This is a genomic window from Cytobacillus sp. EB106-05-05-XG126, from assembly GCF_058791715.1.
In genome coordinates this window covers 1,125,961-1,138,431 of sequence record NZ_JBYTDU010000001.1, presented here as the reverse complement: position 1 = coordinate 1,138,431, position 12,471 = coordinate 1,125,961, and the positions used below count along the sequence as shown (strand labels likewise).

Genomic DNA, 12,471 nt, shown 5'->3' with positions numbered 1-12,471 from the left:
AACTTTACACCATAACCTTGCAGATATCATTCGTAAATTCCACAGGGTCGCTGATTGGCAGGCCTTCAATCAGCAAGGCCTGGTTATATAAGAGGTTTGTATAGAGACTTAACTTTTCCTTATCATTTTCCATTGCGTTTTTTAAGGCCAGGAACACTTCATGGCTTGAATTGATTTCCAGTACCTTGTTAGCTTTTACATTTTGATTGTCAGGCATGCTGCTGAGGACCTTTTCCATTTCAATGGTGACTTCCCCATCTGCACTAAGGCAAACCGGATAGCTTTTAAGTCTTTTGGAAATCCGGACATCTGTCACTTTTCCTGATAAAATCTCCTTCATGGTGCTGAACAATACCTTATGTTCTTTTTCTTCTGATTCGGATATCTTTTCTCCCTCATTCTCTATGCCGAGATCGCCGCTTGAGACTGACTTAAATTCCTTCTCTTTATAGGACATCAGCATTTTAATGGCGAACTCATCAATATCCTCTGTAAAGTACAGAATTTCATAACCCTTATCCGCTACCAGTTCGGCTTGCGGAAGCTTTTCGATTCGTTCGTATGACTCACCAGCAGCATAATAAATATATTTCTGGTCTTCCTTCATTCGGGATACATATTCATCAAGTGATACCAATTTCTTCTCTTGTGAAGAATAGAACATCAATAAATCCTGGAGTGTTTCTTTATGGGTTCCGAAATCACTGTATACACCGTATTTTAATTGTCTTCCAAATGACTTGTAAAATTGTTCATATTTTTCCCCCTCATTTTTCATGAGACTTTGGAGCTCATTTTTAATTTTTTTGCTGATGTTTTTCGCAATAAGCTTCAGCTGCCGATCATGCTGGAGCATTTCCCTTGAGATGTTAAGGGATAAATCTTCAGAGTCCACCATCCCTTTCACAAAACTGAAATAATCAGGCAAAAGATCTCCACACTTATTCATGATTAATACGCCATTCGAATAAAGCTCCAAGCCTTTTTCGTATTCCTTTGAGTAATAATCAAATGGAATATTCTCAGGTATATATAAAATCGCATTATAGCGGATGGTACCATCTACATTAATATGGATATGCTTTACCGGCTTGTCAAAACCATAATGCTTCTCCTGATAGAACTTTTCGTAATCCTCATCTGTCAGTTCACTCTTATTTTTCCGCCAGATTGGGACCATGCTGTTAATGGTCTGCTCTTCAATATTTTCCTCATACTCGTTTTCGGCACCACTTTTAGGCTTACTAACCTTAACATCCATTTTAATAGGATAGCGGATGAAGTCAGAGTATTTTTTTATGATCGACTTTAAACGGTACTCCTCGAGGTATTCATCATAGCTTTCATCTTCTGTGTTTTCTTTAATTTTTAATATAATTTCAGTACCGACCGCGTCTTTTTCAAATGGTGCAATCGTATAACCGTCAGCACCATGGGATTCCCATTTGTACGCTATATCACTGCCAAGTGCTTTACTGATCACTGTTACAACATCTGCGACCATGAAAGCAGCATAAAACCCTACTCCGAATTGACCAATAATATCATGCCCATCTATAATCTCATTTTCTTTCTTAAATGCGAGAGAACCGCTTTTGGCGATGACACCCAGGTTGTTTTCCAGTTCTTCTTTAGTCATGCCAATGCCGGTATCTTTGATTGTTAATGTCCTTTTCTCTTTATCAGGAACGACTTTTATGTAGTAACTCTCTTTGTCAAACGTTAAAGAATCATCTGTAAGTGCTTTGTAGTAGATCTTATCGATGGCATCACTGCTGTTGGAAATAAGCTCCCTCAGGAACACCTCTCTTTGAGAGTAAATGGAGTTAATCATCATTTCCAATAATCTCTTGGATTCTGCCTGAAACTGTTTCGTTTCCATGTTAGTCTCTCCCCTTACCATTCTTTATTGCATTAGCACTTAAACCTTAAGAGTGCTAAACAATATTTAAATATCATATTTGCTGATTTGTGTCAATTAGCTTGAACCAACTTTCTTTCTAAATGATTTCTTCCGCACATTCAACAAGATTGCGTATTGTCTCTTTTAATTGCCTCGACAGCTGCTCTGTAGTCCATTTCGCACTCTGATTGTCCAAATCTGATTGTATTAACAGCATCATCCAAACTGAAAAAATAGCTGAAAATAAGTAATATTCCCTTTTGAATTTCACCCTGTCAGGAACAGAGATTTGGGTTTCTTCGCAATAACAGTCCAGAATCTTATTTCGTAAATAATCTTCATCAGAGTCATCAGGCTTAGGGAAATCCGGATGTGACATATCAATTAAATGAAATAAATCCCAATAAGGAATGTTTAAGTGGCAATGTTCCCAGTCCAGAACCACCGTCTTACCGCCCGCATATCCAAAATTCCCCTGGTGCAAATCCCCATGGCAAAGAACCTTCGCAGCGGAAAAGGGATTACCTGTAATAGCACTGAAAATGTTGCTGCCTAAACGTTCTGAAACATTATGTAACCTGAAAATAGTAAAAACTTTCTCTTTGTTCTGCAGAATATGGTTTGCCATTTCCTCAATAGCCGGTTTCGGGCCATTCAACTGTGTATTAAAAAACCGCTCAGCGGGTAAAGAGTGCCACTTGGCCATTAAAGCGGTTAATTCCATTGCTATGACAGAATCAAAAGTATGTGTGATGGTACCAAGATCTTCTAAAATAATCCAATTATTGCTTAGTGTGTTTTGAACGGAGTACGACAGGATTTTTGGAAACTTTAGCGGGAGTTCTGCCAGTATATTTTCGAAAATCCATACTTCTTTTCCCAGCTGAGTATTGTTTGTGAGAGGTTTGAAAATATAGCTCTTGGTTTCATCAATAAAAAAGCGCTCGACAAACCGGCCGTTCGAGCCCTGGTATAATATCTCTCTCCTTAAAATGTAACGGTCATTTAGTGTCCCGTTTGCAGTCACAATATTAGTAAACAAGCTTTCGCTCCCCCTTATAGGCATCCTACCTAACAATATATATAAAACGGCTTTTAAAAATAATACTTCTTTACACAAAAAAAGCACCCTCAGAGAGGATACTTTTTACAGCAAACTGAATTCGTAGCCTTTTCCCCTAATCTCAGCAATTAACTCAGGCAGGGCTTCTACAGTCTGGCTTAATTCATGCAAAAGAATGATTGCTCCGTCTTCCAGGTTCTCTAGAACGTTTGTGATAATTAGTTCAGGCTCTTCTTTGAGCTCCCAGTCCATGGACGAGATTCTCCACAATATGGTGGAGAGCCCGAGCCCTTTGGCTGCAGCAATGGTATGTTCATTATACTGTCCAAATGGGGGCCTGAATAGCTTCACATCATGCCCCGTAATAGATTCAATCTTTAATTTGCTTTTCCTTAAATCCTGGATTTGTTCATTAGGAGTCAATTTAGCATAATTGGAATGCTTTGAAGAGTGGGTTCCTAACTGATGGCCTTCTTCAAGAACTCTTTTCCACGGACGCCCGGGGTATAAAAGCCTTGATTGCCAGAAGAAAACTGCTGGAACCTTTTCTTCTTTCAATATATCCAATAGTTCCGGAAGAACTCTTGCCGGCCCATCGTCAAAAGTCAGTGTTACTGTTTTCTTCGATGGATGACCGGCATTAAATAACTTGATGTCAGGGTCGTTCGAAACGTACACGACGTTCGAGCTATCCACAACTCATGGACAATTGGGCATTTTTCTTCCTCCTGTTCTTAAGTTGATCGGATATATGATTTTTCGCTATAACTTTCTGCATCATATGTAAATACATACATATCATCTGTGAACTGTTCCGGTTTTCCATCAAAAACAACTTCCCCATCTTTTAAAGCAATAATCCGGGTTGCATAGCGTTTAGCCAATTGAACATCATGGACATTAATTATGGTTTGCAGACCATGCCGGTTATGCATCTCCTGCAGCAGGCTGAAGATTCGGTCTGAAGTTCCAGGATCCAGGCTGGCAACAGGCTCGTCTCCCAGAAGGAACCTTGGCTTTTGAAGGAGAGCCCTTGCAATGCCGACTCTCTGTTTCTGCCCTCCGCTAAGATGTTCAACCCTGCGGTCGGCAAAGTCGGTTAAGCCCACCTCTGCAATGACTTGTTTAGCCTGAGCCTTTTCTTCCTCTGTAAACCAGCCAATGAGGTTTTTAAAACTGCTCCTGTAGCCGAACATGCCTGTCAGAACATTTTGCAGGACAGTCAATCGCGGAACTAAATTAAAATGCTGAAAGATCATGCCCATCTCCCTGCGGATTCTCCGAAGCTTTTCATCATTAAGTGCAGAAAAGGATTGGCCATCCCAGATGATTTCCCCTGATGAAGGTGTCTGCAGGCCATTTAGACAGCGGATCAGCGTGGATTTTCCGGCACCGCTTTTACCTAGCACGCAAACAAAGTCTCCAGGGTGTATCGTCAGATTTATTGAATTAAGCGCATGATGCTTCATGCCGGGATAACGGACAGTTATATTTCGAATCTCAAGCATTTCCGGCCTCCTTTATATCACTCGGTTCCTGACATAGCTTCCAAAAAGGTCCACTAGAATAACGATAATCATAATCACCAGGACATCGAGCGAAACTGAATTGTATTGGAAGGTTTTAAAATCATTAAAAAGTCTTTGGCCAATTCCTCCCCCGCCAATGAAGCCTAAGATAAGGGAAGTCCTTATGGCAACCTCAAACCGGTAGAAGTAATTTGACAATACATTTGGCCATATTTGAGGCAGGATGCTGAATAGAGAAGCAAACCAGCTCTTTGCCCCAACAGCTTTCATAGCCTCCTGCGGACCTGGATCGGATGCTTCAATGAGTTCTGAGATCAATTTTCCCAGAACCCCAATGTTATGAAACATAATGGCCAGGACAGCCGGAAAAGGACCTAGCCCAAGAGCCGTCAAAAGAATCAAACCAAAAACAATTTCAGGGATGGAACGGACAAAGCTGAGGCCTACTCTGGTTATATGGTAGACAAATTTTGAGCCGGATGTGTTTTTGGCGGCCATAAAGCTTAAGGGAAGCCCGATAATAAGCCCGAAGAAGCTTCCCAGAAAAGCCATCGCCAATGTTTCCAGACTGTCTTCGAGTATCCTTGGAAGGAGTGAAAAATCCATCGGGAACCAATGGGACAGGAAATCAATCATGTTGCGGAAGTCTTTGAATTTCGATAAGTCGAATTCTGTCAGCTTCATGCTTAGAAAAATAAATAAAGCCAACACGGTATATGTTAATATGCTGCGTTTTTTAAACCACAATCTTATCAGCCCTATTCTTTAATAAGTCCCTCTTTTAGGGCAGCCTGACGGATGCTTTCATAATCTTCGTTGCTTGCTTCAGTAAATCCGCTTGCACCGAATGCATCCAGAATTTCGGGATCTTCAATTGCCAGAAATGCTTCCTTCAATGCTTTAATTGTTTCTTCATCGGTGTTTTCATGTACAGCCCAAGGGTACTGGAAAAGCTTTTCTGATTTCCAGATCGTTTTAATCTGCTCTCCATCTACTTTTCCTGAATCTACTAATTGATTGTAAATGGCACTGTCGATCGCACCGGCATCCACCTGTTTATTTTGAACTGCCAATGCAGTAGCATCATGTGAGCCCGTGAATCGGACGGATTTAAAGCTGTGGTCATCCTCGGATTTATATACTTCGCGGTCCTTCAATTCAATGGATGGGATAAGAGATCCTGAAGTTGAATTGATATCACCGAAGGCAAAGTCAGCTTCACTGCTGTTTTTCAGTAAATCTTCAAGTGAATTCCATGGATTGTCTTTGTGGGTGATGATATATGAATAATAGAATGGCTCTCCATCAATCAGCTGTGTAATAATGGCTTTTGCGCCGCTCTTCTCATGGGCAACAACATATGTTAACGGGCCGAAATATGCCATATCAATTTTATCGTAGTTCATGGCTTCCACTACCCCGTTATAATCCGGATAAACTTCGACAGCTACCTCCCGATCGAGTTTTTCAGATAAGGTTGACTGCAATTTTTCCATGGCAGCTTCCATGGATCCCTCTGTTTGAACAGGGATGACCCCAATGGTGAACGTTTCTTTCGACTTTTCTTTTCCATTCTCGTCTGTATTTTTTGAGTCTGAGTCGTTTCCGCTGCATGCAGACAGAAGCATCAGTGAAAAGATGGTCAGGAACATTAAGAATTTTTTCATTTTTGCACTTCCTTGTTTATGTTTTGTAGTAAAGGTAAAAAAGGACTCTTTTCGAGTCCTTTTTTAGATAACAGTAATCCTTCCGGGATTCTGATCTGTGACTGTCCCGATGATGGAAGCCCATTCTACCCCTTTTTCCTTTAGGTCATTTAGCAGGGGTTCAGCTTCTGATTCAGGAACGGTTATTAAAAGTCCTCCTGATGTTATAGCATCACAAAGAATCACTTGGTCTACGTCATCAATATTTTCATATTGAATCCGGCCGGACAGCCATTTATGATTCTTTTTAGAGCCGCCGGGAATTATGTTCTGCTCGGCAAGCTCCCTGGTTTTTGGAAGAACAGGCACGGCTGTGCTTTCAATGGTTATTCCTGTGCCGCTTCCTTCTGCGATCTCCATGGCATGGCCCAGAAGGCCAAAACCAGTAATGTCTGTGCAGGCATTAACCTGGTAGTTATCCATTGCTTCAGCTGCTTCTTTATTCAAAGCAGCCATAACTTCCATCACACGGTCAATGCCTTCCTTATCCAGCATATCCCTTTTAATTGCTTGAGTAAGAATGCCAACGCCAATCGGCTTGGTTAAGATCAGTTTGTCGCCAGGCTTGGCTCCAGCATTTGTTCTTACCCGCTCAGGATGTACGGTTCCTGTAACAGATAAGCCGAATTTTGGCTCCTGGTCGTCAATGGAGTGCCCTCCAACTAACACAGCACCGGATTCTTTCACTTTATCGGATGCACCAGCCAGAATGTCTGCAAGTATGCCTTTATCCAGTTTGCTGATAGGGAAACCTACAATATTCATGACGGTTATAGGCTTGCCGCCCATTGCGTAAATATCACTCAGCGAATTGGCTGCGGCGATTTGGCCGAACATATATGGATCATCAACGATAGGAGTAAAGAAATCCAGTGTCTGCACAAGGGCAGTTTCATCATTTATTTTATAAACGCCTGCATCATCCGATGTATCCAGTCCTACTAAGAGGTTGGGGTCAGGTACAGACTTTGGCAAATGACGCAGAACCTGCGCCAGGTCTTCAGGACCAATTTTGCATCCTCAGCCGCCTTTTGTTGATAAAGAAGTCAGTTTTACGATTTCTTCTCTAGACATATTTCTCTCTCCTTACTCATTCAATGTTTACTTGGGGATTTTTCTAAGATGGTTTCGTAAATTTTTTGAAGTGTTTTAGCTTCATATTCCGAAGAATGACTGCCCTCAACATAGAGTTTGGCAGCTTGCCCCAATTTAATCCTCAATTCGTTATTATTCACTAGTTTGTCTGCATTATCAAGAAATTCGACCGGATTAGTGTAGATTAAACCAGTTTCCTGATGTGAAATGATATTCCTGTTGCCCAGGTTATTGGCTGCAAGAACTGGAAGGCTATATTCCATTGCTTCTAAAATGGCAGCAGGCTGGCCTTCAGAATGGGATGTGTTCAATACGGCATCCGCTTGTCTGTATAGCTCTCCCATATGGTGATGTGGGATCTGGCCAAGATATTGAACCCATTCTTTATTTTTTTCAGTAAGGGTCTTTACGATATTTCCCTCTTCTTCTTCAATAATAGGACCCGCCAGCCAAAGACGGATGCGGGGATTCTTTTCATATAACAGTTTAAGCTTTTCTATGGCAAAAGGAATATTCTTCACCTTGCGGATTCCTGCCGGCAGCAAAAATAAAAAAGTGCTGTGTTCTTTTTTATAGTCGGCTCCAGCTTCAGAAAATATTACAGTTCCCTGATGGATAACGCTGATTTTATCTTTTGCTTCAGGAACTTCACCTGCCAGTACAAGCTTAGCTTCTTCATCAAATACATGTATAGCTTCGGCATTGATAATGGTTTGAATGACTGCGGTTTTCTTAACTGGATCATGAAGGTCGATATTTAAATCAGTGCCGGTCATGGTTACGACATATCTTTCAGGTTTTTCACCAAGCCCCTTAATAAATTGGCCAAACCGATAAGCATTAAAGCCATGCACAATATCGGCTTTTGGCAGGCTGGAAAATTTGCAGCCGTCTGTGATATTGATTATTTCAGTCTCAATGCCCAGCTTATTAAGGTTATCAGATATGCGCTGAACAGTAACTGTATTTCCTCTTGCCTGGTGAAAATTCGGGCTTGCCAGAAGTACTTTCATCCTTTCATCCTTCACAATTATATTTTCGCTATCTTCGTTTTAATTAAAGTTTGCATCAATTATTGCAGGAATATTTCATCCTGTCCATTAATTGTATTTCAGCAGGCTGTTCTTTTAATTATGACGGTAAAAAAGCCTGTTTCTATAACAAGAAACAGGCCCAATCCAGCTATTGGTTTCCGAATTCTTCTACAAGATCTCTGAATTTCCGAAGTGAGTTTTCAATAGGATATGGTGAAGTCAGATCCACTCCGGTTTTCTTTAACAGGTCCAGCGGATAATCGGAGCTTCCGCTTTTTAAGAACTCCAGATAGCTTTGCAGCGTTTCATTGTCTCCTTCGAGAATTTTTGCTGCCAAATGGATGGCAGAAGCAAATCCGGTAGCGTATTTATAAACATAAAATGGACGGTAAAAATGAGGAATCCTGGCCCAGCCGAATTTCACTTCTTCATCAAAAACAATTTCATCCCCGTTATATTCGCGGAATAAACGTTCATATATTCCGCTGAAGACCTCAGCGTTTAGCGGCTCCCCCTTTTCAGCTAATTCATGAGTTTTCATCTCAAATTCAGCAAACATAACTTGAGTGAAGAAGGTTCCTTTAAACTGATCAATAAAATGATTAAGGAGATGCCTGCGTACATTTTTATCCTTCTCCGTGTCCAGCAAATAATGAATCAGGAGTACTTCATTTACTGTAGAAGCCACTTCCGCCACAAAAATGCTATAACGGGCGGTGATCTGCGGCTGGTGCTGTGAGCTCAGCTTACTGTGGACACCATGCCCGCATTCATGAGCAAGTGTAAAAAGGCTGTCCAGATCATCCCGATGATTCAGAAGGATATAAGGATGAACTCCATAAATGCCGAGGTTATATGCCCCTGACCGCTTCCCTGGAGTTTCACGCACATCAATATAGCGGCCTGACTTAAACTCCTTCAGAATAGTAATATAATCATCACCAAGAGGCTCGAGCGCTTTACACATTGTGTCATAAGCTTCTTCATAGGATATTTCAGGTTTGACTCCCTTTACTAAAGGAACGCTCAAATCATATTGCCTCAGCTCGTCAAGACCTAACTGTTCCTTGCGGATCATAGTATACTGATGCATTGCCCCAATATTTTTTTTAGTCGTCTCAATTAGATTGACATACACTTCCTTTGGCACCTGATCACCAAATAATCCTTTTTCAAGTGCTGAAGGATAATTACGGATTTTGGCCATGGTAACATTGTTTTTTATAGCGGCAGAAAGGGTGGAAGCAATGGAGTTCTTCAGCTGCACATAGGGCTGGTAATAGGCCTTATATGCTTCTTTCCTCTTTTCCCGGTCTTCTTCTTCCATGATTTTCGCATACATGCCTCGTGTCAGTTCAACCTTCTCGCCATCTTCTTTTGTTACATCGCCAAATTTTATATCTGCATTATTCATCATTCCAAAAGTATGACTGGGAACAGAAAGTGCTTCGCCGAGATGGGAAAGAACTTCTTCTTTGTCCTTATTAAGGACATGCGGCTTATAGCGGAAGGATTCGAGCAGGTCCTCCTCAAAGTATTTCAAGCCCTTCTCCTCAGCAATATAGCCTCTCAGAGTTTCCTCATCCAGGCTTAAGAGAAAAGGCATAAAAAAAGAACTGGAAGAACTGACTTTAACGCTCAATTGCTTTGCCCTGTCTACATAGGCTTGCGAATCTGTCAGACGTGTGTCTTCATCTGTTTTCAGCATCGCATATGCATACAGCTTATTAAATATGTAAGAGAGTTTTTCTTTTTTTTCAAGGTATTGATAAAGGGAATTGCCATCATGAATCTGTCCGTCAAAGGTTTTCAGCTTATCGGCAAGTTGTTCAATATGTTTGTAATCTTCTTCCCATTTCTCCAGACTGGAGTATATATCTTCCAGATTCCATTTCTCATTCAGCGGAACGTCATTTCTGTCTTTGAATGTCTTCATTTTTACAAACTCCTTTACTGCAAACTGTTGTTTATTAATTAACTATATTCCAAAGTTATCGCAAAAACCCTTCCACATTTTTGATTTTATCATTAATGGCTATTAAAATAATGTTGAAAGGATGTGGACGGATTGGCCATTACTCTGCCTCATATAGAAGACTCAAACAATACTGCATATTTCCCTCCTGCGGGTCATTTTGAAACGTTTCAGGACGATGCCCATTATGAAGAAAAAGTCAGGGAATGGGGATTATCTACTACAAGGGAAGTTAAAAAGGAATTCTGGTATAAAGAAAAAACACAGCAGCGTCTTGTAACCGTGAAAGGGTATCAGACATACGGCGAAACTGGTGATTATTATACAATCATAATCGAGTTTCAGGATGGGAATCTGAGCTGCATACATCCTGCTTACCTTAAAGAGATGCAGTCTCCAAGCTTCGGAAAAGCGCTGGCTGCTGATTTTGGGGATATCTCCTCAGCTCCTTCTGAAAAGGAAGCTTCCAAAAAAGATAGTGTCCAGACTGAAAAGATAACAAAGAAATCTGCTGAAAACAACAAAAGTGATAAACCGGCAGCCAAAAAAGCCAAAAAGGAAAAACAGCCTGCCTTGGAGCTGCCGGCAGAAAAGGTCCATTTTACAGCTAAAGTTAAGCAGCTTGCCCTGAGCTGGAACCATTTCAATGAAGCCAATGATGAAGTCATCATACTTGAAGATCTTGTCATTCAGGAGGATGAACCGATTGAAGTCGGGCTTGGCTGGTGCTCTCATTCGAAGACGTTAAAGAAATTTGAACTTCAGCCAGGTGAAAGCCTCGAATTTGACGGGAAAATAGTTAAAAAGAAACTGCCTAAAGGAAAAGACTGTGACGAGGAATTCATTATCGAAGAACCTGTTTTATATAAGGTAAATAATCCGTCAAAAATCAAAAAAAGCTAAAGAGCCGTGTCGCTCTTAGCTTTTTTTGATTACGAAAGAATCCTTTTCTCTCCCTCGATCTCCTGGATTGGACTGATGTTTTGTGTAAATTCAAGGGTTCCTGCATAGCGCCCGTTTTCATCCCGTACGGCAAAATAACGGATATAAACATATTTATCTCTGAACTTGATCCAGAAGTCTTCAGAGTCTTTTCGCCTTTCCCTGAAATCCTTCAGCAATTCTTCCACAACATGGACACTGCGGGGCGGATGGCAATTCTGAACGGTTCGCCCAATCACGGCTTTCGTTCTGGCAAAGATTCTTTCCTTGCCATGAGAGAAATAGCGGACAACGTCATCATGATCAATAAAGGTGATATCGACAGGCAAGTGATTGAATAACAGCTCCAGCTGCTTTAAGGACAAAATGCCAGTTTCCATTTTAATGTAGCCTTTTGATATGGCATTCCCCTCAATCCCTTTCCGTTCGGGCTTCCATTCCTTTTCAGGGCCGGTCAGACAAAAGCCAATCTCGTCGCTTTCATGGGCGATCTTTACCCATTCATCTTCTGTAAGGTTTTTTAAAGCCATTGGGAAAAGGATATTTTCCTCCCTGTAAATCATGGCACTAACTTCATTGAAAACGAAACGGATTGCATTGATGACCTTTTGCTTGTCCCCCTCGTAATGGGTGAGAAGGTTCTTGGCTTCCTTGATGCCATCCCTGATGAAGTCATCGATGCTCCACATATTATTTGTGGGACCATAAATTCCGTACTTCTCCAGGTAAGGAAAAAGCAGATTTTCCTTTCGGCTGTAATGCTTATCAAGATCAAGGAGCAGGATGCAGTCTTCTAAAAGTGCATAAACATTGTCCTCATGATCCTCCTGAATGAACGCCTCGAGATGGACCTTCACATTTTCTCTCAGATGCTTATCAATTGCCCTATTCTCCCGGGTGAAAGTATGAATGGGATGTCCGGGCTGTTCTTCCGGTTTAGGATGAGCAGCTGCTTCATCATGGCTATGAATAGAATGGCTCTGATGGTCCGGATGCTCACGGTTATTAATTAATTCGCTCACTGTACAATTCCTCCTATATCATTCCCTTTTAAAGGCTATTAATCGTGCTTATAAGGAATGTACCATGAGGAAAAAGTTCGTAATGTGATGAGAATCATATATTAAAAAAAGTTTATTGTTTTATGCAGGAATGGAATGTCAGCAATAAATTACCACCCCCTCCAAGTTCCCTTTTTTGTTACACTTTTAAAGGATCGAAAGA

11 protein-coding genes are annotated in these 12,471 nt (G+C 41.1%); 1 reads left to right on the top strand and 10 read right to left on the bottom strand.

What is annotated here, in order from left to right; translation table 11 throughout:
• Positions 1-4 precede the first annotated feature (4 nt).
• The 9 genes from htpG to pepF form a co-directional block, all read right to left on the bottom strand.
• The gene (htpG, locus tag AC3WTL_RS05685; protein ID WP_492369200.1) at positions 5-1,882 is read right to left on the bottom strand and encodes a molecular chaperone HtpG; all 1,878 of its coding nucleotides are present in this window, start codon (positions 1,880-1,882) and stop codon (positions 5-7) included.
• A gap of 118 nt (positions 1,883-2,000) precedes the next feature.
• The gene (locus tag AC3WTL_RS05680; RefSeq protein ID WP_492369199.1) at positions 2,001-2,945 is read right to left on the bottom strand and encodes a phosphotransferase; all 945 of its coding nucleotides are present in this window, start codon (positions 2,943-2,945) and stop codon (positions 2,001-2,003) included.
• Positions 2,946-3,050: 105 nt separating this feature from the next.
• Entirely contained in the window at positions 3,051-3,644 is a 594-nt protein-coding gene (locus AC3WTL_RS05675) for a polysaccharide deacetylase family protein (protein WP_492369198.1), read from the bottom strand.
• A 56-nt stretch (positions 3,645-3,700) separates the two neighbouring features.
• On the bottom strand, positions 3,701-4,474 hold the full coding sequence (gene phnC, locus AC3WTL_RS05670) for a phosphonate ABC transporter ATP-binding protein (RefSeq protein ID WP_197245971.1): 774 nt from the start codon (positions 4,472-4,474) through the stop codon (positions 3,701-3,703).
• Between the two features lie 12 nt (positions 4,475-4,486).
• The gene (gene phnE / locus AC3WTL_RS05665) at positions 4,487-5,242 is read right to left on the bottom strand and encodes a phosphonate ABC transporter, permease protein PhnE (protein WP_048010062.1); all 756 of its coding nucleotides are present in this window, start codon (positions 5,240-5,242) and stop codon (positions 4,487-4,489) included.
• A gap of 11 nt (positions 5,243-5,253) precedes the next feature.
• On the bottom strand, positions 5,254-6,162 hold the full coding sequence (phnD, locus tag AC3WTL_RS05660) for a phosphate/phosphite/phosphonate ABC transporter substrate-binding protein (protein WP_222501089.1): 909 nt from the start codon (positions 6,160-6,162) through the stop codon (positions 5,254-5,256).
• Positions 6,163-6,225: 63 nt separating this feature from the next.
• Positions 6,226-7,275, bottom strand: a complete 1,050-nt coding sequence (selD, locus tag AC3WTL_RS05655; protein ID WP_222501087.1) for a selenide, water dikinase SelD — start codon at positions 7,273-7,275, stop codon at positions 6,226-6,228.
• 20 nt (positions 7,276-7,295) lie between these two features.
• On the bottom strand, positions 7,296-8,309 hold the full coding sequence (locus tag AC3WTL_RS05650) for a glycosyltransferase (protein WP_492369197.1): 1,014 nt from the start codon (positions 8,307-8,309) through the stop codon (positions 7,296-7,298).
• 169 nt (positions 8,310-8,478) lie between these two features.
• Positions 8,479-10,266 (bottom strand): oligoendopeptidase F, encoded by a 1,788-nt coding sequence (gene pepF, locus AC3WTL_RS05645; RefSeq protein WP_492369196.1) that lies wholly within the window; start codon positions 10,264-10,266, stop codon positions 8,479-8,481.
• A gap of 123 nt (positions 10,267-10,389) precedes the next feature.
• Between pepF and AC3WTL_RS05640 the strand changes: the two genes are divergently transcribed.
• Positions 10,390-11,208, top strand: a complete 819-nt coding sequence (locus AC3WTL_RS05640; RefSeq protein ID WP_492369195.1) for a hypothetical protein — start codon at positions 10,390-10,392, stop codon at positions 11,206-11,208.
• Between the two features lie 29 nt (positions 11,209-11,237).
• Here AC3WTL_RS05640 and AC3WTL_RS05635 read toward each other — a convergent pair whose 3' ends face one another.
• Positions 11,238-12,269, bottom strand: coding sequence for a DUF438 domain-containing protein (locus AC3WTL_RS05635; protein ID WP_492369194.1), 1,032 nt, complete (start codon positions 12,267-12,269; stop codon positions 11,238-11,240).
• Positions 12,270-12,471: the final 202 nt, after the last annotated feature.

Bases quoted from the DNA above. Each gene is read 5' to 3' on its own strand.
- htpG (WP_492369200.1), bottom strand. From the start codon at position 1,882: ATGGAAACGAAACAGTTTCAGGCAGAATCCAAGAGATTATTGGAAATG.
- phnC (WP_197245971.1), bottom strand. From the start codon at position 4,474: ATGCTTGAGATTCGAAATATAACTGTCCGTTATCCCGGCATGAAGCAT.
- phnD (WP_222501089.1), bottom strand. From the start codon at position 6,162: ATGAAAAAATTCTTAATGTTCCTGACCATCTTTTCACTGATGCTTCTG.
- AC3WTL_RS05650 (WP_492369197.1), bottom strand. From the start codon at position 8,309: ATGAAAGTACTTCTGGCAAGCCCGAATTTTCACCAGGCAAGAGGAAAT.
- pepF (WP_492369196.1), bottom strand. From the start codon at position 10,266: ATGAAGACATTCAAAGACAGAAATGACGTTCCGCTGAATGAGAAATGG.